Here is a 19,998-nt window from a genome sequence, read left to right as displayed (position 1 = left end):
ACTCCCATGAATTTCCTGCAAAAACTCGAACACGCCTGGACCACCAGCAACTCGCTCCTGCAAGTCGGGCTGGATCCCGATCCGCAGCGCTTCCCCCGCGAACTGCAGGACAAGCCGGACGCCATCTTCCAGTTCTGCCGCGACATCGTGGACGCCACCGCGCCCTACGCCTGCAGCTTCAAGCCGCAGATCGCCTACTTTGCCGCGCACCGCGCCGAAGACCAGCTGGAAGCGCTGTGCCAGCACATCCGCGAAAAGCATCCCGACCTGCCCATCGTGCTGGACGCCAAGCGCGGCGACATCGGCTCCACCGCCGAGAACTATGCCCGCGAAGCCTACGAACGCTACCAGGCGCACGCGCTGACGGTCAGCCCCTACATGGGCCTGGACTCGGTGGAACCCTATCTGGCGTGGCGCGACCGCGGCGTGATCGTGCTGTGCCGCACCTCCAACCCCGGCGGCTCGGATCTGCAATTCCTGAAGATGGACAATGGCGAGCCGCTCTACCTGCACGTCGCGGGCCTGGTCGCCGACAAATGGAACGCCAATGGCCAGTGCGGCCTGGTGGTGGGCGCGACCTTCCCGAATGAGCTGGCCGCGGTGCGCGAACGCATCGGCGACGCGGTGCCGCTGCTGGTGCCAGGCATCGGCGCCCAGGGCGGCGACATCACCGCCACGGTGAACGCCGGCGCCAACACGGCCCGCAGCGGCATGATGATCAACTCGTCGCGCGCCATCATCTACGCCAGCGGCGGCGACGACTGGCGCGAGGCCGCCGGCACGGCGGCCAAGGGCTTGCGCGACGCGATCAACGCGGTGCGCTGATCTCCGGCACGGGGGCTTCGCGCCCCCAGCTGCGCAAGCCTCGTCCTTCAGCGTCGGTTGACCGGCGCTCCCAACAATTCCAGCACCCCGCGCAGCGCGTAATCCACCGCCGCGTTGCGCACTTGCGCGCGGTCGCCGGGGAACACGTGCGTGACGGCGCGGCTGCTGATGCCTTCGCCCGCGCGCAGCGCGAAACCGAAGCACACCATGCCCACCGGCTTGCCGGGCGTCGCGCCGCCGGGACCGGCGATGCCTGTCGTGGACACCGCCACATGCGCGGCGGGCGAGGCCAGCAGCACGCCGTTGGCCATCTCCAGCGCCACCGGTTCGCTGACGGCGCCGAAGTGGTGCAAGGCGTCGGGCGACACGTCCAGTTCAGAAACCTTGGCCTCGTTGCTGTAGGTCACGAAGCCGCGCTCGAACCAGTCGCTGGATCCAGCCACCGCCGTCATGGCCCCGGCCAACAGGCCGCCGGTGCAGGATTCGGCCGTGCCCAGCATCCAGCCCTTGCGCCGCAGCGTTTCGCCCAGCCTTTCGGCCAGGGCCAGCGAGGTGGCCTGCGCCAACTGTTCGGCCGACAGATTTTGCCGGGTGCCTTCTTGTTGTCCGCTCATCCCAAGACTCCTGTGCGCACGACCAGCGCCATGACCAGCAAGGCGTATCCGGCCGCCACGATATCGTCCCACATCACGCCGAAACCGCCCTTGATGTGGGCGTCGAAGAACTTGATGGGAGGCGGCTTGACGATGTCGAACGTGCGGAACAGCACGAACGCCAGCGCCTGCGGCAACCAGCCCGCGGGCGTCAGCCAGAGCACCAGCCAGAACGCCACCATCTCGTCCCAGACCATTCCGACATGATCCGACTGCTGGAGTTCACGGCCGACGCGATGGCAGGCCCAGCATCCGTATAAAAAAGCCAGCGCCAGGAATGCGCCGATCGCCCAGTCCGACGCGGCGGGCGCGGCGGCGACCCAGATCGCCCAGGCCAGCAGCGTGCCCCAGGTGCCCGAGGCAGGCCGGATCAGGCCGCTGCCGAAGCCAAAGGCGATGAGCCTGCCCGGATCGCGACAGACCCAGGACAAGGGCGGGTATGCGGTCCGGGCGCGGTCGCGCATGGAGGTGGGACGATTGTCGGTCGACGGCATGGGTGTGCGGGTTGGGACGCGGCGGATCAGGCCGCGGGAAAATGATCGAAACCGGCAGGCAGCTCGGCCAGGGGCTGGCCCTGGCTGTCCAGCACGGACAGGCCGGGCCGCGCCTGGACCTGTCCGACGCGGGTGATGCGCGCGCCGGATGCGGCCGCCGCAGCGACCACGGCCTCGCGCCCGGAAGCAGGCGCGGTGAAGCACAGCTGGTAGACGTCGCCCCCGCCCAGCACGGCTCGGCGCAGCGGCGCTTCGTCCAGCGGCGCCAGGGCGGCGGCCACGGGCATCTGCTCGTACTGCAGCGTGGCGCCGACGCGGCTGGCGGCCAGGATGTGGCCCAGGTCCTGCAGCAGGCCGTCGGAAATATCGATGGCGGCATGGGCGATGCCGCGCAGCGCCAGACCCAGTGCCACCTGCGGCTCGGGCCATTCCAGCGCGCCGCGCGTCGCCGCCAGCAGCGCCGCATCGGCAGGGTACTGCCCGTCCAGCAGACGGTAGGCGACGTCGGCCGCCCCCAATTCGCCCGATACCCAGATGTCGTCGCCAGCCTGGGCGCCGTCCCGTCTCAGGGCCTGCGCTGCCGGCACGGCGCCGAACACGGTGACGCTGATGGCAAGGTCGTGCGCGCTGCGCGTGGTGTCGCCGCCGATGAGCGGGCAGCCGTGGGCGGCGGCCAGCGCGTGGAAGCCCTCAGCGAAAGCCGCCAGCCAGGGTTCGTCCAGCCGCGGCAAGGCCAGGCCCAGCACGCAGCCGACAGGGCGCGCGCCCATGGCGGCCAGATCGGACAGATTCACCGCCAGGGCCTTGTGCCCCAGCGACTTCGGATCCACATCGGGAAAGAAATGGCGGCCTTCCAGCAGCAAGTCCGTGCTGGTGGCCACCTGTTCGCCGGGCGGGACCGGGAACAGGGCGCAATCATCGCCCACGCCCAGCAGGCCGGCAGGGGCCGCGCGGGTGAAATAGCGCGCGATCAAATCAAATTCGGACGCCAAGGCAACTCCGCAGTCCGGCGCAGCCGGCCGGCGTTGAATCCCGCGGGGGACTTACAGCCCCCACACAAATCATGGGTCGCGCCGCCGCACAACCGCGCAAGAAACAGGTGCCCCACAATCCGGGCCGCGCGGATCCGGCTCCGCCGGTCCGCAGCGGCGCCCCCCTGGGGGGAAGCGCGCAGCGCTTCGGGGGAGCCCTACCGTCTAGCAGCAGCCTGGACTTCGTTCGCGCGCACGTCGGCCGCCAGCTTGTCCAGCACGCCGTTGACGAACTTGAAACCGTCGGTGCCGCCGAACGACTTGGCCAGTTCGACGGCTTCATTGATGGCGACCTTGTACGGCACTTCGACATGATGGATCAGTTCGAAGCTGCCGATCAGCAGGATGCCATGCTCAACGGGCGACAGCTCGGCCAGCGGACGGTCGACGTAGGGCGTGAAACGCTGGCGCAACGCGGGCGCTTCGCGCAGCACGCCATGCAGCAAGGTCTTGAACCACTGCGCATCGGCCTCGGAAAAGTCCTCGGTGTCGCGCAGATGGGCGTCGATCTCGCCGGCGTCCTGCGTGCCTTCGCCGCCGCGCAGCAGCCACGCGTACACGCCTTGCAGGGCGAATTCGCGGGCGCGGCGGCGCGCGCTGCGCGCGTTGGCGCGGGCCTGCGCCGCGCTATCAGCGCTGGTCGTCGTCTTCTTCGTCGTCAAAATCTTCGTCCTCGTCTTCGTCGTCTTCGTCTTCTTCCTCGGGTTCCAGGGCCGCCACCAGGTTGGCCATTTCAACGGCCACCTGGGCGCAATCGCGACCCTTGCCGGCGGCGCGCGCCTGCGCCTGCTCGTCGGTGTCGACGGTCAGCACGCCATTGGCGACGGGGATGCCGGTTTCCAGGGAAATACGGGTGATTGCCGTGGCCATTTCATTGCTGACCACTTCAAAGTGATAGGTCTCGCCGCGGATGACCGCGCCCAGCGCGATCAGGGCGTCGAATTCAAACGTTTCGGCCATGTGGGACAGGGCCACGCCCAGTTCCAGGGCGCCCGGAACGGTGGCGACCATCACGTCGCGCTCGTCCACGCCCAGTTCGGCCAGTTCCTTCAGGCACGCTTCGAGTTCGGCCTGGCCGACTTCCTCGTTGAAGCGGGCGCGTACGATGCCGATGTGCAGCCCTTCGCCGTTCAGGTCGGGGGTAAGGATGTAAGGGTTCATATGTCGGCCTTCAGTGTGTTGCGGGAGTATTCGGAGGGTCGCAATCGTAACCCGTAATGGTGAGCGAGAAGCCCGCCATGCTGGGCATCTTGCGCGGCCGGGCCAGCAGCTTCATCTGGCCCACGTGCAGGTCACGCAGAATCTGGGCGCCAATCCCGTAGGTGCGCAGGCCGTAACGGTCGGCGTTGGCGGGATTGGCCTGGGCCTTCGGGTCATTCCAACCAGCGATCTGGCCAAACAGGTGTTCCGTGGACGACTGGCAGTTCATCAGCACCAGCACGCCGGCGGGTGCGGCCGCGATGGCCTGCAGGGCCTGCGCCACGCCCCAGCTGTGCGGGCTGGCTCCGGTGTCCAGCACGTCCAGCACGGAGGCCGGCTCGTGCACGCGCACCAGCGTCTCGGCGTCGGGAGTCACGTTACCATGCACCAGCGCCAAATGGGCGGAGCCGGTGGCGGCGTCCTCATAGGCCACGGCCTCGAATTCGCCCCAGGCCGTCTGCATGGTGCGCTTGCCCACGCGCTTGACGATGGATTCGTGTTCGCTGCGGTACTGGATCAGGTCGGCGATGGTGCCGATCTTCAGGCCGTGCTCGCGGGCGAACTGCACCAGGTCCGGCAGGCGGGCCATGGTGCCGTCCGGCTTGAGGATTTCACAGATCACGGCGGCGGGCGTCAGGCCTGCCATGGCGGTCAGGTCGCAGCCGGCCTCGGTATGGCCGGCGCGCACCAGCACTCCGCCGGGCACCGCGCGCACCGGGAAGATGTGGCCGGGCTGGACCAGATCAGCGGGCTTGGCGTCGCGCGCCACCGCCACCTGGATGGTGCGGGCGCGGTCGGCGGCCGAAATGCCGGTTTCGACGCCTTCTGCGGCCTCGATCGACTGGGTGAAGTTGGTGCCGTAGCGCGTGCCGTTGCGGGCCGCCATCAGGGGCAGGTCCAGCTGGCGGCAGCGCTCTTCGGTCAGGGTCAGGCACACCAGGCCGCGGCCGTGCGTCACCATGAAGTTGATGGCTTCGGGCGTGACGAATTCGGCGGCCATGACCAGGTCGCCCTCGTTTTCACGGTCTTCCTCGTCAACCAGGATGACGATGCGGCCGGCGCGCAGCTCGGCGATGATCTCGGCAACCGAAGCGATGCCGAAGGATTCCGGCTCGGAGCCGGGCAAAGGGGACAACTGGACGGACATGGCGGGCACGTAAACCAGGCGGGAAAGCCCGGATTTTACCGCCCCTGGAGGCGGAACCCCTATCCGGCCTTCCGGGCCCCGTCCGCCGGGGGTGTCCGGTAAACTTTCGCCCGGAGACCATCCCCTGAAAATCGAGCCAAGGAAACCCCACATGCAAGCCCTTGCGGCCATGCCTTTGACCGTCGCGGCGGCCGTCCGCGTCGTGCTGACCGACATCGACGACACGCTGACCACCGAGGGCCGCCTGCCGGCGGACGCCTATGCGGCGCTGGAGCGCCTGGAACAGGCCGGCATCCAGGTCGTGCCCATTACCGGCCGCCCGGCCGGCTGGTGCGACCACATCGCCCGCATGTGGCCGGTGCGCGCCGTGGTCGGCGAAAACGGCGCCTTCTACTACGCCTACGACCGCCAGGCCCGCCGCATGACCACCCACTACTGGACCGACGCCGCCTCGCGCCAGGCCAGCCGCAGGAAGCTGGACGCCATCCGCGACCGCGTCCTGGCCGAAGTGCCCGGCGCCGCCGTGGCCAGCGACCAGGACTACCGCGTGGCCGACCTGGCCATCGATTTCTGCGAGGACGTGCCCGCGCTGCCCGATTCCGCCATCAGCCGCATCGTCCAGATCTTCGAGGAGGCCGGCGCCCAGGCCAAGGTCAGCTCCATCCACGTCAACGGCTGGTTCGGCGACTACGACAAGCTCACCATGACGCGAACCATGTTCCAGCGCGAGTTCGGCGCGGACGTGGCCGGCGCCCTGGACCGCACCCTGTTCATCGGCGACTCCCCCAACGACGAGCCCATGTTCGCCTACTTCCCGATTTCGGTCGGCGTGGCCAACATCCAGGCCCAGCTGCACCGCCTGACCCACCGCCCCGCCTTCGTCGCCGCCTTCCACGGCGGCGCGGGCTTCGTGGAAATGGCCGACCGGCTGCTGGCCGCGCGGTCCACCCAAGCACAGCCGGCCTGAGGTCCGCACACCGTGGCGACATCCCCTTCCGCTTCCTCTCCGGCCGCCAACGACGGCCGCCGCAGCATTCAGTCGATCGAGGTGGGCGTGCCGCTGCTGGCCGCCCTGGTCGACGCCGGCAAGCCCCTGACCCTGCGCGACCTGGCTGCGGGCGCCGGCATGACCTCGGCCAAGGCACACCCGTACCTGGTCAGCTTCATCCGCGTCGGCCTGGTGCAGCAGGACGCCATCACCGGCCAGTACGAGCTGGGCCCCTTCGCCCTGCAGATGGGCCTGGTCAGCCTGCAGCGCCTGGACCCGGTGCGCGTCGCCATGCCGGAAATCGCCAAGCTGCAATCGGAAATCGGCCACACGCTGGGCATCGCCGTGCTCGGCTCGCACGGCCCCACCATGATCCACATGACCGAGGCCAGCTACCCGGTCCACGTGAACATGCGCAAGGGCACGGTGATGTCCATGCTGCACACGGCCACTGGCCTGGTGTTCGCGGCCTGGCTGCCGCCCAAGGTCAGCGAACATTACATCGCGCGCGAGGAAGGCGACACGGCCGTCATCGCCAGCATGCCGCCTCCGCGCAAGGCGTCCCGCGCCAACATCGAGGCGCAACTGGCCGACATCCGCGTGCACGGCATGGCGCGCGCCCTGGGCAATCCGCTGCCGGGCGTGGACGCGCTGTCGGTGCCGGTCTTCGACAACACCGGCAATATCGTCCTGGCCCTGACCAGCCTGGGTCCCACCGGTCTGTTCGACGTGGCCTGGGACGGCGCCATTGCCCGGCCGCTGCTGGCCTGCGCGCAGGAAATCTCGCGCAAGCTCGGTTACCGGAGCTGAGTTAATCGGCGAGTTTCGCGCAAAAACGAACATAAACCGAACAAAGCGAACAAAAGGCGAAAAGAAAGGCAGGGACTTTCCCGAGTGCGTCCCCTCCTCTTCCATGTTTGAATTCAGGTTGAATTCAGTGACACGTCACACAGACCAAGAAAGAGGAGACACAAGATGCAAGCTCTGCGCCTGCTTCAAGCGGCCACGCTGGCCGCCTTTGCCCTGGGTACGTCCGCCGCGCAAGCCGCCGACGCCTGCACCAACCGGGGCGACCTGGACCAGATGTACTGCGACGCCAACAAGGACCTGGTGGCCGACACGCCCACCGATCCGGCCAAGCTGAAGACCCCGTCCACCCTGGTGTTCACCTACACCCCGGTGGAAGACCCGGCGGTCTACGAAGACATCTTCAAGCCCTTCACCAAGCACCTGTCCGAGTGCACCGGCAAGCGCGTGGTGTTCTACCAGGTGCAGAGCAATGCGGCGGAAATCGAGGCCATGCGCTCGGGCCGCCTGCACGTCGGCGGCTTCTCGACCGGCCCCACCGCCTTCGCCGTGAACATCGCGGGCGCCGTGCCGTTCGCAGTCAAGGGCTATGCCGACGGCTTCCAGGGCTACAACCTGATCGTCATCGTCAAGAAGGACAGCCCGTACCAGAAGCTGACCGACCTGAAGGGCAAGAAGCTCGCGCACACCGCGCCCTCGTCGAACTCGGGCCACATGGCGCCGGTCGCCTTGTTCCCCAAGGAAGGCCTGACGCCCGACAAGGACTACAAGGTCATCTTCTCTGGCAAGCATGACCAGTCCGTCATGGGCGTGAACTCCGGCGACTACGACGCCGCGGCCGTGGCCTCGGACGTGTTCAAACGCATGGTCGAGCGCGGCCAGGTCAAGGAAGCCGACTTCCGCGTGATCTACAAGAGCGAGAAGTTCCCGACCTCGTCGTTCGCCTATGCGCACGACCTTGAGCCCAAGTTCCGCGACCAGATGCTCAAGTGCTTCTACGACTACCGCTTCCCCGCGGAAATGTCCAAGGCCTTCGACGGCGCCGACCGCTTCTACCCGGTGACCTACGAGAAGGACTGGGCCATCGTGCGCCAGGTCGCCGAATCCGGCGGCGAAAGCTTCAACCGCGCCGCCTACGACCGCGAATCCGCCAAGAGCAAGAAGTAATTCCGTATGACGACGTCGCTACGCATTTCCGGCCTGGTGAAGGAATACCGGGCCGGCCGGCCGGTACTCAACGGCATCGACCTGCAGATCGCGGGACAGGGGCTGACCGCCATCATCGGCCCCTCGGGCACCGGTAAAAGCACGCTCCTGCGTTGCATCAACCGGCTGATCGAACCCACCAAGGGCGAGATCGTGCTGCAGTCCCAGGATGGCACCGTGGACCTGGCCCGCGTGCGCGGCGCGTCGCTGCGCCGCGCGCGCCGCCGCATCGGCATGGTGTTCCAGGAATACAACCTGGTCGAACGCCTGACGGTCATGGAAAACCTCCTGACCGGACGGCTGGGCTACACCTCCGCCGTGAAGGCGTGGATGCGCCGTTTCGAGCCCGAGGACATCCAGCATGCCTACAAGCTGCTGGACACCGTGGGCCTGGCGGGCTTCGCCGACCAGCGCGCCGATGCGCTGTCGGGCGGCCAGCGCCAGCGCGTGGGCATCGCCCGCGCGCTGATGCAGCGCCCGCAGCTGCTGCTGGCCGACGAGCCCACCTCGTCGCTCGATCCCAAGACCTCCGTCGAGATCATGGAGCTGCTGTCCGAACAAGGCAGCGCCACGGGCATTCCCGTCATCGTCAACATCCACGACGTCGAACTCGCCCGCCGCTACGCCACCCGCATCGTCGGCATGTCCGGCGGACACGTGGTCTATGACGGCGATGGCCAGGGGCTGGACGCCGCCATGCTCAAGACCATCTACGGAGGCGAGTCTTGGCTGGAATGATCCCACCCAAAGGCGCCCGCCCCTTCGCCATGTCCGGGCGCGCCAAGGCCGGCCTGCTGTTGCTGCTGGCCTACACGCTGTACGCCGGCGCGCAGCTGGACTTCAGCTGGGCGCGCTTTGAAACCGGCATGGGCCACGCGTCCACGTTCCTGGCGCGCATGTTTCCGCCCAACTTCGAAAAACCCGCCACCTTGTGGAAGGGCATCGCGGAAAGCCTGGAAATCGCGGTGCTGGCCTCGGTGCTGGGCATCCTCATCGCGCTGCCCATCGGCTTGCTGGGCGCGCGCAACATGATGCCCACCTGGGTATCCTGGCCCGCCCGCGCCATCGTGGCCCTGTGCCGCGCGCTGCATCCCGTCATCGTCGCCATCCTGTTCGTCAAGGCCGTGGGCTTTGGCGCGCTGGCCGGCATCCTGGCGCTGACGGTCGCCTCGGTCGGCTTCATTGGCAAACTCTTCACCGAAGCCATCGAAGAGATTTCGTTGAAGCAGGTCGAAGCCGTGCGCGCCACCGGCGCCTCGTTCGCCAATGTGATCATCTTCGGCGTGCTGCCGCAGGTGTTCGCCCGTTTCATCGGCTTTGCGACTTACCAGTTCGACTCTAACTTGCGCAACTCCACCATGGTGGGGATCGTGGGCGCGGGCGGCGTGGGCGGCACGCTGTTCTCGGCGTTCCAGCGCTTTGACTACGACTTCGTCAGCGCCATCCTGCTGACCCTGATCGCCATCATCATGCTGGGCGAAATCCTCGCGGGCTTCGTGCGCGCCGTGTTCCTGGACAACCTGGGCTTCGATCGCATCCTGCAAGGCCGCTTCGCGGGTGCGCGCGGCATCGGCGGCAGCGCAACGCCAGCCAAGCGCCGGGCGGAGGTGGACGAATGAACGCCCACGCCTCCACCTTCAATCCCCCGGGTTCGCCACGCGTCTGGCAGCGCTACAGCATGGGCCAGCGCCTGCTGCGCTTCGCGCTCTATCTGCTGGTGGTCGCGGCCATCGTGCAGGCGATCCGCGGTGTCGAGATCATTCCGGAGTTCCTGTACGACGCGCCCGAACAGATGGCCGATCTGTTCCGGCGCATGTGGCCGATAGACTGGGCCTACTACCCGGAAGGCGTGCACGGCGCGCTGATCGAAACGCTGCACATCGCCACGCTGGGCACCATCCTGTCCGTGGTGATGGCGGTGCCGGTCGGGCTGCTGGCGGCCAACAATCTCACGCCCAGCAAGACCGTCAACATGCTGGCCAGGCTGATCCTGGTATCCAGCCGTTCGGTCAATTCGCTGGTGTGGGCGTTGCTGTTCATCGCCATCTTCGGCCCGGGCGCGCTGGCCGGCACGCTGGCCATTGCGTTCCGCTCCATCGGCTTCGTCGGCAAGCTGGTGGGCGAAGCCATCGAGGAAGCGCAGCGCGGCCCGATCGAGGCCGTCACCGCTACTGGCGCCAGCAAGGCTTCCGTGATCTGGTACGCCTACTGGCCGCAGATCCGCCCGGCCTTCTGGTCCATCGTGCTGCTGCGCTGGGACATCAACGTGCGCGAATCGGCGGTACTCGGGCTGGTGGGCGCCGGCGGCATCGGCATGGCGCTGGACACGGCGCTGAACCTGTTCCAGTGGGACCGCGTGGCGCTGGTGCTGGCTGCCATCTTCGCGGTGGTCGTCGTGGCCGAAATCATCATTACGCAGGTTCGCAAACGCATCCTCTGACGCGTCCGCGGATCCCTACAGCGTTCCTTTGCTCCGCCCGGAAACGGGCGGTTTTTTTTGCGCCGACGAATCAGAACCGCATGCTCACCCCGGCCCTGACGCCGTGGTCCTGCGCCCCGCTTGCGAGCTGCCCTTGGTATGACAGATCGAACGACACCTTGCGTGACACCTGCACATCCAGCCCCGCTTCCAGCACCGCGCTGTTCTTCGCGATGGGCACGCCGGCCACGGTAAAGGCATCGCCAGCGGAGAACGCCTGGGTGGCTGTGGGCTTCAAGTCGCCGAAGGCGTAGCGCCAGCCCAGCGATCCCCGGGCGGTGGCTTGCGCGCTGCCCAGTTCGAAACTGGACATGACCCGCGAGCCGAGCGTCGTGTAGGTGGTCTCGGTGGTCTGGCTGTTTGCGCGCAGCGCCGCGGCGCCGCCGCTCTCGCTGTAGCCGTCGGTCTTGAGGTTGACGTAAGCCAGGTTGGCGAACGGCTCAAGCGCGGCGATGCGCGTGTCGATGCGATAGCTGAGGTCGGCAAAAGCCTGGACCGTGCGGCCATCGTAATTGGCCTTGAGGCGATCGGAGTAGCCGGGCATCGAAACCGAGCGCCGGGTAGCGATGTCGTGCCAGCTGTAGGCCAACCCGCCGCGCAGGCCCAGCGCGCCCCATTGACCGCCGCCGTAGGCGCCAAGATGGTAGTTGTCGCTGTCGCCCGATGACGCGCGGTCGCGCACGTCGAAATCCGAGCGGGTGTAGCCCGCCATCAGGCCCAGCCGCCAGGCGTCGGACACGGTCGCGTCCGCGCCCAGCAGAAAGCCGCCGGTCGAGCTCTTGACCTGGGCGGCGTTGCCGTCGCCATCGGTCTGGCGCCAGGAGCCCAGGCCCTGTATCCAGCTGGCGGGCCCCATGGCCGTGGCCGGAGCCAGGCGGGCGCCGCCCCCGGAGGAAGCCAGCACCGGCGCCGCCGATGCGCCGACCGCGCCCGCGGCCGAGCGCAGGCGTTCGCTGGCGGCGTCGCGCACGTAGCGGCTGTCCTCGAACAGCACGGTCTTGGCCGACGCGTGGATTTCGCCGGACAGCTGGTCGAAACTGGAACGCAGCAAGCCCTTGTCGTCAGGCAGCACGGCGATCGCGTCGTAAAGCCCGTTGCCCGCCGCCATGCCGATGCTGTCGATCGCGCCCGCTGCAGCACGCTGGTTGCGCGAGGCGGCGACCGAGGCCATCGCGGTGCCGTTGCGCGCCAATTCCAGCGACACGCGGCCCGCGCCGTAGTCGTAGCCCAGTTTCGGCGTCAGGAAGGCATAGTCGGACGTCACCGTGTCGAATCGGCCGGACAGGGCGCCGTCGACGGTCAGTAGCGTGTAGACGGAACGCAGTCCGTAGTCGCCGTCGATGCCGATATGCGCGACGGAGCCGCCATTGATCGTGGCATTGCCCGTGACATGGATGAGGTCGGCCTCGGCGCCCTGCGGATTGGTTTCCACGGCGTAGCGTGCGCCGCTCTCGATGACGAGATCGCCATCGACGGTCAGCGTGCCGATGGAATTGCCCGGCGCCAGCGTGGCGCCCGCCGCCACGGTCACCGTCGAGCCAGCTCCCGAGCCCACGGTCCCCGCGCCTGCGAGCACACCGCCCGCGCCGATGTTCAAGCCACCGCCCAGCTTGCCGTTCAGGGCCAGCCTGCCGCCCTGGACCGTGGTGCTGCCGGTAAAGCCCGAGCTGTCGCCGGTCAGTCCCAACGTGCCGGCGCCGCTCTTGACCAGTGAGCCGTTGCCGGAAATGGCGCCGCCGAACGACGCATTCGCGCCCTGGTCGAACACCAACGTGCCGTTATTGTCGACGTTGCCCTGGATCGAAGCGGCATTGCCAACCAGGATGCCGTCCTGGATCAGCGTATTGCCGTAGGCATTGGCCGAGTTGTCCAGGCGCAGCGTGCCGGCCCCGGTCTTGATCAGATTGCCGCTACCCGTGACCATGCCGGTCAGGCCCAGCGTCGTGTTGGCGGCGACATCGAAGGTCCCTGTCTGCGCCAGCGCGACCGTGCGCGCGGTATCGAAGCTGCCCGTGGTCGCCAGCGTGCCGCCATTGAACGTCAACGCGCCGGCGGCCGCGCCCAGGTTCGCGTCCTGCGCGACCTGCAAGACGCCGCCGGCGATCTCGGTGCCGCCGGCATGGCTGTTGCTGGCGCTCAGGATCAGCGTGCCGGCGCCAAGCTTGGCAAACCCGCCAGCGCCCGAAACCGTGCCGCTCAGGCCCAGCGCCGTGCCCGCAGCCACGTCGAAGCGACCCGACTGCATCAGCGAGATCGCGCGCGTGGTATCAAATGACGCGGTGGTCGCCAGCGTGCCGTCGCCGAACGTTACCGCGCCGGCCGCTGCGCCCAGGTTCGCGTCCCGCGCGACCTGCAAGATGCCGCCATCGACCCGCGTGCCACCGGCGTGGGTATTGCTGCCGCCCAGCACCAGCGTGCCGGCCCCGGTTTTGGCGAACATGCCGCCTCCCGACACCGTGCCGTTCAACCCCAAGACCGTGCCTGCGGCGACGTCGAAGCTGCCCGACTGCGCCAGCAGGACGGCGCGCGAGGTGTCGAACGACGCCGTGGTCGCCAGCGCGCCGCCGTCGAACGTCAGCGCGCCCGAGGCCGCGCCCAGGCTCGCGTCCTGCGCGACCCGCACGCTGCCGCCAACGATGCGCGTGCCGCCGGCATAGGTGTTGTTGCCGCTGAGCACCAGCGTGCCGCCCCCCGCCTTGATGAGCATGCCCCCACCCGATACCGTGCCGGCCAGGCCCAAGGTAGTACCGGCCGCCACGTCGAAGCCGCCCGCCTGCGCCAGCGTGATCGCGCGCGCGGTGTCGAAAGTCCCGGTAGTCGCCAGCGTGCCCCCATTGAAGCTCAGCCCGCCCGTGGCCGCCCCCAGGTTCGCGTCGCGGCCAACCTGCAGCACGCCGCCCGAGATGGTCGTACCGCCGCCATAGCTGTTGTCGCCGCTCAACACGAGCGTGCCCGCGCCTGCCTTGGTCAGGGTCCTGCCGTCCCAACCGCTGGCGGCATTGCCGGCTTGATCCGTCAACGCCGCTCCCACCTGGAAACTGTCCGTGGCGTTGGTCAGCGTGAACGTGCCGTGCGCCAGGTTGTTGCCGGCGCTCCAGGACAAGCCATAAGTCGCCAGGTACTGCATATTGTCCGCCGACTTGCGCGTATTGACGGTCATGTAGTCCACGGCGCCCGTGAAGCCGCCTACGCTCACCGACGCGAAGTCTCCGCTGATGCCGTGGCGGGTATCGATCAACACCTGGTCGAGCCGGCTCGTGTCGGAGATGCCTGCCAGCCGGAACGTCACGCCATCGCCCAGCAAGACGCGATCCGACTGCAAGGCGGGGCGGCCAGTCGCCGCCGCGATCTCCAGGGCCGTGCCGTCGGCCAGATCGGTATCACCCGCCACCGACAGCACGGCCGGCCCCTGCACCGACAGCGTGCCGCCGGCAACCTTCAGATCGCCGCTCAGGCGGTTTGCCGCGCCCGCGACGCCGTTGCCGTATTGCAATGATCCGCCCGTCACCGCGGCCGAGCCGCCCAGCACGCCTTGCACGATCAGCCGCCCCTGCGACACGGTCGTCTTGCCTGTGTACGAGGCGTGATTGCCGGCCAGGTCCAGCGTGCCCGCGCCGGTCTTGACGAGGGAACCGCCGCCCGAGATTGGCCCATTGACCCCGAGCCTGGCACCGTCTGCCACGTCGAAGGTTCCTGAGTTCGCCAGCGTGACGGCGCGCGCGGTGTCGAAGGAGCCCGTGGCGGCCAGTGTGCCGCCGTTGAAGGCCAGCCCACCCGAGGCCGCGCCCAGATTCTCGTCGCGCGCCACTTGCAGCGTGCCGCCCAGGATCTCGGTGCCGCCCGTGTAGCGGTTGTTTCCGCTCAGCACCAGCGTGCCCGCGCCGGCCTTGGTCAGGCTGCGGCCGTTCCAGCCTTTCGCGGCATTGGGCGCCTGGTCGCTCAGCGCCGCGCCGGCCTCGAACCGGTCCGTGGCGCCAGTCAGCGTGAACGTGCCGCCTGCCTGATCGTTATTGGCCATCCAGCTCAGACCATAGCTGGCCAGATACTGCCGTTGATCCGCCGATTTGCGCGTGTTGACGGCAAGGTAGTCCACCCCGCCCGAATAGCCGCCAACGCTCACGGATCCGAAGTCCCCGCTGATGCCGGCCTGGGTATCGATCAGGACCTTTTCCGCCATCCCCGCGCCGGTGATGCCATTGATCCGGAAAGCAACACCGTCGCCAAGCGTGACGCTGCCCGCCTGCAGGACCGGCCCGTTCGCACTGCCGTCAAAGTCCAGCACGGTGCCATCAGCCAGGCCGACATCGCCCGCCACCGACAAAGTGGCGGCGCCCTGCACCGACAGCCTGCTACCCGCAGCGCTCACCTTCAGGTCGCCGCTCAAGCGGTTGGCCGCGCCGGCAACGCCATTGCCATACTGCAAGGTGCCGCCCGTGACCTCCGCCGAGCCGCCCAACACGCCCTGCACGGCCAGCGTGCCCGCCGACACCGTGGTCTTGCCAGTGAAGGCGGCGTGGTCGCCGGAGAGCGCCAGCGTACCTGCACCCTGCTTGACGAGCGTGCCAGCTCCGGAGATGCTGCCCGAGAAGTTGCCATTGATCGACTGTTCGAACACCAGCCTCCCACCGTTGCTGACGTCGCCGGAGATCGAAGCGGCATTGCCGATCAGCGTCCCCGACTGGATCCAGGTATTGCCGTAGGCATTGCCCGCCTTGTCCAGGCGCAGCGTGCCCGCGCCGCTCTTGATCAGGTCGCTGCTCCCCGCCACGCTGCCGGTCAGGCCCAGCACGGCGCCGTCAGCCACGTCGAACCTGCCATGCTGCGCCAGCGCGACGGCGCGCGAGGTATCGAAGGAGTGCGTGGCCGCCAATGTCCCGCCGCTGAAGGTCAACGCGCCGGAGCCCAGATTCGCATTGTTTGCGACCTGCAGCGTGCCGCCGGCGATCACCGTGCCGCCGCTGTAGGTGTTGTTGCCGCTCAGCACCAGCGTGCCCGCTCCTGCCTTCGTCAGCGTGTTGCCATTCCAGCCGGTCCCGGTATTGGCGGCCTGGTCCGACAGCACCACGCCCACGTCGAAACGGTCCGCAGGGTTGGCCAGCGTGAAGGTGCCATGGCCCAGATTGTTGTTGGCGGTCCAGCTCAAATCGTAGGTGGCGCGGTACTGCAGGCCGTCCGCGGATTTGCGCGTGTGGACGGTAAGGTAATCGACGGCGCCCGTGAAACCGCCCACGCTCACGCCGCTGAAATCACCATCGATGCCGTTCGTGCTCTGGATCAGTACCTTGTCAAGCTGGCTCCTGTCGGAAATTCCGCTCAGCTTGAACACCACGCCGTCGCCCAGCTTGACCTTGTTTGCCTGCAATGACGGACTGCCCGCGCCGGCCGCGATGTCCAACACGGTGGCGTCGGCCAGATCGACATCGCCTGCGACCCCGAGCGTGGCGCCCCCTCGCAGCGCCAGCATGCTGCCGGCGCCGGAGACTTTCAGGTTGCCGCTCAGGCTGTTGGCCGCGCCCGTGGCGCCATCGCCATACTGCAGCACGCCGCCCGTCACCTCGGCGGATCCGCCCAGTTTTCCCGTCACGATCAACTTGCCGCCCGACACCTTCGTCGCGCCCCTGAAGCCGGAGCTGTCTCCCTCCATGATGGTGGAGCCGGCAATCTGGTTCAGCTGGTGCATGCCATTGCCCGTGCTTTTGAGCGGTACCAGGAATCGATAGCCCGTATCGGCATGGTTGAAATTGAGCGTGGCATTGCCCTTGCCGAATTCGATCGCCGATGCATTGAGCGTGCCGGCCGCGACGGCGGCCTGGTTGGCCTGCGCGCCGATATTGATCGTGCCGGTCGTGCCGAATCCGGGGAACAGGCCATCCTTGGCCAAGGCAACCACCCCTGTTCCGTTCGCACCGACAGTAACGGCGCCCGCATTCGCGATCGTCACGCTGCCGGTGCCAAAGAGGAGAGCCTGGCCGAAGCCCACATTGAGCGCACCGGTATTGTTCCAGGAGGCGCCGGCTCCGCTGACGACCACACTGCCGCTGCCGCCCATGCTGCCCACCATGCTGTCGACCGTCGTGACGACAGCGCCCCTCTCGATGCTCAACAAGCCCTGGGCAGACATGTCGCCCACCAGGAGTTTGCCGCCATTGACCCAGGCCGATCCGCTCCCTGTCACCAAGACGGTCCCATAGCCGTCCTGCATGCGGCCGACATAGGCGTCGTTGCTGCTCACGTAGCCGCCCTGCTCGACCGTCAACGCCCCCCGCGCACCGTCCGAGCCGATCGACAGGGCAGCACTGTTCACCCAGCGGGAATTCGCGTTGAGAACCTTTACTTGCGCCGTGCCGCCCTGTTTGGCGTTAACAGTGCCGAACTGGTTCGATACCGTTCCCCCGCTGTAAATGCTGAGTTCACCGGGGCCGTTTTCACCGACAAACAAGTTGCCCGCAATGTTCCAGGCCCCGCCGCTGCCCACGTCGACCTTGGCCCTGGCGCCCGCCGCAGTTCCAGCATCGATGCGTCCTTCGGAGGCTCCCAGTTTGTTGAGAATGGCCAGCCTTCCGCCCATGACCTTGACCGCGCCCGCGAAGCCCGAACTATCACCGCGCAGCAGCGTCTCGCCGGCATAGTGATTGAGCTGATGCGTGCCCGCCGCGCTGCTGACCAGCGCCGCGCCGAAGTCGTGGGTGCTGTTGGTGTTGAAATTCAGCGTGCCCGTGCCCGCGCCGAACTCGAGTAGCGACGTCAACAGGAAACCCGCGCCCACGGGCGCGGCGCCGGGAGCCGCGCCGATGTTGATCGTGCCGTCAGCCGAGGCCGAGTCGGCCAGAGACACTGTGTCGCCGAGCGACATCCACAGCTCGCCGCCATCGGCGATGGTCACTGTTCCCACGCCGGATATACCCACGGAGAGCGGGACGAGGACCGTAATCCTCGGGCTTGACAAGGATCCGACCGTGGTATCGCCGGTGATAGTGACCAGCGGCCCCGCTTGTGTTCCGCTGGCCGTACCCAGGGCGACCAGCAACATCGCCATCAACGGCAGGCGCCCGCGCGCGGATCGCCCCCTGCGGCAACCGCCCTTGCCCTGCCCGCGGGCATGTTCACTTACCACTTTCCACAAGCCTGCGCTGCGGTTGAAGACGATGCGATACGTATGATTCATTGGGCTCTTATGTAATCGGGGCCCGCAGGAACAGTTGCTGGGCAGACGCGGATGGAAGCCAGGGCCGCGAAGCGCGTTACCCGCCAATTACAATTAGAAAAGCGATTCGTAACATTGCATATCACTGAAACTTGGTAATTGAACGAACCCGGCCAACGCTTCGGCATTCGGCTGCCAGCGTCTCCCCCTGGCTTGCGGGCAAGGCTGCGCACCCCCGGTTGTTGATGCGCCGCAAACACGTCTATGCTCCATGTGAAATAAATATGACCGGTCATCAAATCGCCCCCCTCGTTTGATTAAGATCTCGGCTTTTGCCGTTGGACGCTCGTCGCCATGTCGGAACAGGAATTGAAACTGCACGTGCCCGCGGCTTCGCGCCAGGCGGTGCAGCGAGAGATCAAGCAGCGCGAGGCGACCCGCATCCGCCTGCACGCCATGTATTTCGATACGCCCGAACGCGAACTTGCGCGGGCGCGCATCGCCATCCGGCTGCGCCAGGAAGGCCGCGACTGGGTGCAGACGCTGAAGATGCCCGGCATCAACGCCATCACGCGCATCGAACTCAATCACCCGCGGCCCGGTCCGGTGCTGGACCTGTCGGTGTATGCCGGCACCGAGGTCGAAGCCGCGCTGGCCGCCATCAAAGGCGAACTGGGCCTGCGCTACGAAACCGATGTGCAGCGCCTGCTGCGCAAGGTCCGCACGCGCTACGGCACGGTGGAGCTGGCCTACGACACCGGTATCCTGCGTGCCGGCGCGCTGGAGCTGCCCATCTCCGAACTGGAATTCGAACTGGTGTCGGGCCGCCCCGCCGCCATCTTCGCCGCGGCCCGCGGCTGGCAACAGCGCCACAGCCTGGTGCTGGACCCGCGCAGCAAGTCTGAACGCGGCGACGCGCTGGCCCAGTTGGCGCAGCGCCTGGCCGATGCCGACGCCATTCCCGGCGATGACCTCGAAGCGCGCCGCGCGCAAGCCATCGCCCAGTTCTGGGCGCCGCGCGGCGCAGCGTCGGTCAAGCTGCGTGTAGACATGACGGCGCCCCAGGCCATGGCGCGCATCGCCGCCGAATGCCTGGACCAGATCGCGCGCAACGCCTCGGTGCTGGCCGAGGTCGACACCGAAGGCGTTTACCGCGCCGGCAACTCCGAACACGTGCACCAGCTGCGCGTTGGGGTGCGCCGCCTGCGTTCAGCCTGGAAGCTGTTCGACGGCTGGATCGCGCCGATTCCCGACGCCCTGCTGCAAGGCGTGCGCACGCACTTCGCCGCCTTCGGCGCCAATCGCGACCAGGACGTGCTGAACGAAACCGTGGCGCCCGCGCTGATGCGCGCGGGCATGCCGGTCATCCCCATGGAAGCCGCGCCCCCGGAACAGGACGCGCGCAGCATCGCCGGCGGCAAGGCCTTCCAGGCCTGGCTGCTGGAGTTGTTGGAATGGAGCCTGGACGTGCCGCCGGCCCTGCCGTCCACGGAAGGCCAGACCATAGCCAATGGCACGCCCAGCGACGCCGCGCCCGAGCCCGCCATCCGGCTAGAAGGCGGCGTGGCGGCGCCCAGCGTCAAACCCACCATCATTCCGATGCTGGCGCCCGAACCCGATCCGCAGCGCCTGCACAAGCAGCTGGCGCGGCGCCTGCATCGCTGGCATAGCAAGGTGGCCGACCAGGGCACGCAATTCGCGACGCTGGACATCCCCACGCGCCACGAATTGCGCAAGCGCGGCAAGCGCCTGCGCTACAGCCTGGCGTTCGCCGAATCGCTGCTGCCCGCCGGCAAGCTGCGCGGCTATCGCAAGCTCTTGTCGCGCGTGCAGGACGTGCTGGGCGAAATCAACGACCTGGCGGTGGCCAAGGACTACTACGAGTCTTGTACCGCCACCCATCCGCAAGCCTGGTTCGCCCTGGGCTGGATCAGCGCGCGCCTGGAAGAACTGGCGGACGACGCACAGAAGGCGTTCGACGACCTGGCCGCCAGCAAGCCGTTCTGGAAGTGACACAGGCTTGA

At 67.7% G+C, this 19,998-nt stretch carries 15 protein-coding genes and 1 pseudogene; 8 read left to right on the top strand and 8 right to left on the bottom strand.

The annotated features are described in order from the left end of the window. Positions 1-6: 6 nt before the first annotated feature. Positions 7-825: an orotidine-5'-phosphate decarboxylase gene (gene pyrF, locus BRO63_RS26525; RefSeq protein WP_088142637.1), complete on the top strand. Its 819-nt coding sequence runs from the start codon at positions 7-9 to the stop codon at positions 823-825. 47 nt (positions 826-872) lie between these two features. Here the strand turns inward: pyrF and BRO63_RS26520 are convergent, their stop codons facing one another. From BRO63_RS26520 to ribBA, 6 genes are all read right to left on the bottom strand, one after another. After that, entirely contained in the window at positions 873-1,439 is a 567-nt protein-coding gene (locus BRO63_RS26520) for a CinA family protein (protein ID WP_088142636.1), read from the bottom strand. Next, complete coding sequence (locus tag BRO63_RS26515) at positions 1,436-1,942, bottom strand: phosphatidylglycerophosphatase A family protein (RefSeq protein ID WP_054452311.1); 507 nt, start codon at positions 1,940-1,942, stop codon at positions 1,436-1,438. The genes BRO63_RS26520 and BRO63_RS26515 overlap by 4 nt, the downstream gene beginning before the upstream one ends. Positions 1,943-1,998: 56 nt before the next feature. Further along, positions 1,999-2,964 carry a thiamine-phosphate kinase gene (thiL, locus tag BRO63_RS26510; RefSeq protein WP_088142635.1) on the bottom strand — a complete coding sequence of 322 codons (966 nt, stop codon included), beginning with the start codon at positions 2,962-2,964 and terminating at the stop codon, positions 1,999-2,001. 197 nt (positions 2,965-3,161) lie between these two features. Continuing rightward, positions 3,162-3,665: a transcription antitermination factor NusB gene (gene nusB / locus BRO63_RS26505; protein ID WP_088142634.1), complete on the bottom strand. Its 504-nt coding sequence runs from the start codon at positions 3,663-3,665 to the stop codon at positions 3,162-3,164. Continuing rightward, entirely contained in the window at positions 3,634-4,164 is a 531-nt protein-coding gene (gene ribH / locus BRO63_RS26500) for a 6,7-dimethyl-8-ribityllumazine synthase (RefSeq protein WP_088142633.1), read from the bottom strand. The genes nusB and ribH overlap by 32 nt, the downstream gene beginning before the upstream one ends. A gap of 10 nt (positions 4,165-4,174) precedes the next feature. Next, entirely contained in the window at positions 4,175-5,350 is a 1,176-nt protein-coding gene (ribBA, locus tag BRO63_RS26495) for a bifunctional 3,4-dihydroxy-2-butanone-4-phosphate synthase/GTP cyclohydrolase II (RefSeq protein WP_088142632.1), read from the bottom strand. A gap of 151 nt (positions 5,351-5,501) precedes the next feature. Here ribBA and BRO63_RS26490 point away from each other — a divergent pair, with 151 nt between their 5' ends. The 6 genes from BRO63_RS26490 to phnE (BRO63_RS26465) all read left to right on the top strand — a co-directional run bounded on the left by BRO63_RS26490 (position 5,502) and on the right by phnE (BRO63_RS26465) (position 10,791). Further along, the gene (locus tag BRO63_RS26490) at positions 5,502-6,317 is read left to right on the top strand and encodes an HAD-IIB family hydrolase (RefSeq protein ID WP_088142631.1); all 816 of its coding nucleotides are present in this window, start codon (positions 5,502-5,504) and stop codon (positions 6,315-6,317) included. 12 nt (positions 6,318-6,329) lie between these two features. Then, positions 6,330-7,148, top strand: a complete 819-nt coding sequence (locus BRO63_RS26485; protein WP_088142630.1) for an IclR family transcriptional regulator — start codon at positions 6,330-6,332, stop codon at positions 7,146-7,148. 165 nt (positions 7,149-7,313) lie between these two features. Further along, entirely contained in the window at positions 7,314-8,312 is a 999-nt protein-coding gene (gene phnD / locus BRO63_RS26480) for a phosphate/phosphite/phosphonate ABC transporter substrate-binding protein (RefSeq protein WP_054451932.1), read from the top strand. Positions 8,313-8,318: 6 nt separating this feature from the next. After that, on the top strand, positions 8,319-9,089 hold the full coding sequence (phnC, locus tag BRO63_RS26475; RefSeq protein ID WP_088142629.1) for a phosphonate ABC transporter ATP-binding protein: 771 nt from the start codon (positions 8,319-8,321) through the stop codon (positions 9,087-9,089). Next, the gene (gene phnE, locus BRO63_RS26470) at positions 9,086-9,970 is read left to right on the top strand and encodes a phosphonate ABC transporter, permease protein PhnE (RefSeq protein WP_088142628.1); all 885 of its coding nucleotides are present in this window, start codon (positions 9,086-9,088) and stop codon (positions 9,968-9,970) included. The genes phnC and phnE (BRO63_RS26470) overlap by 4 nt, the downstream gene beginning before the upstream one ends. Then, entirely contained in the window at positions 9,967-10,791 is an 825-nt protein-coding gene (gene phnE / locus BRO63_RS26465; RefSeq protein WP_088142627.1) for a phosphonate ABC transporter, permease protein PhnE, read from the top strand. Before phnE (BRO63_RS26470) ends, phnE (BRO63_RS26465) begins: the two co-directional genes overlap by 4 nt. 70 nt (positions 10,792-10,861) lie before the next feature. On the opposite strand, the gene BRO63_RS34580 is transcribed toward phnE (BRO63_RS26465), so the two are convergent. Together BRO63_RS34580 and BRO63_RS34685 are read right to left on the bottom strand one after the other, a co-directional pair. Next, complete coding sequence (locus tag BRO63_RS34580; RefSeq protein WP_256943408.1) at positions 10,862-17,713, bottom strand: autotransporter-associated beta strand repeat-containing protein; 6,852 nt, start codon at positions 17,711-17,713, stop codon at positions 10,862-10,864. A 153-nt stretch (positions 17,714-17,866) separates the two neighbouring features. Further along, positions 17,867-17,995, bottom strand: a pseudogene (locus BRO63_RS34685) (ESPR domain-containing protein); the annotation flags it as partial. 333 nt (positions 17,996-18,328) lie between these two features. Between BRO63_RS34685 and BRO63_RS26415 the strand changes: the two are divergent. After that, positions 18,329-19,987 carry a CYTH and CHAD domain-containing protein gene (locus tag BRO63_RS26415; protein ID WP_088142626.1) on the top strand — a complete coding sequence of 553 codons (1,659 nt, stop codon included), beginning with the start codon at positions 18,329-18,331 and terminating at the stop codon, positions 19,985-19,987. Positions 19,988-19,998 lie beyond the last annotated feature (11 nt).

The organism is Achromobacter xylosoxidans, assembly GCF_002192695.1.
GTDB classification, from domain to species: Bacteria; Pseudomonadota; Gammaproteobacteria; order Burkholderiales; family Burkholderiaceae_B; genus Achromobacter; species Achromobacter xylosoxidans_C.
This window is presented reverse-complemented; position numbering and strand designations above follow the sequence as displayed.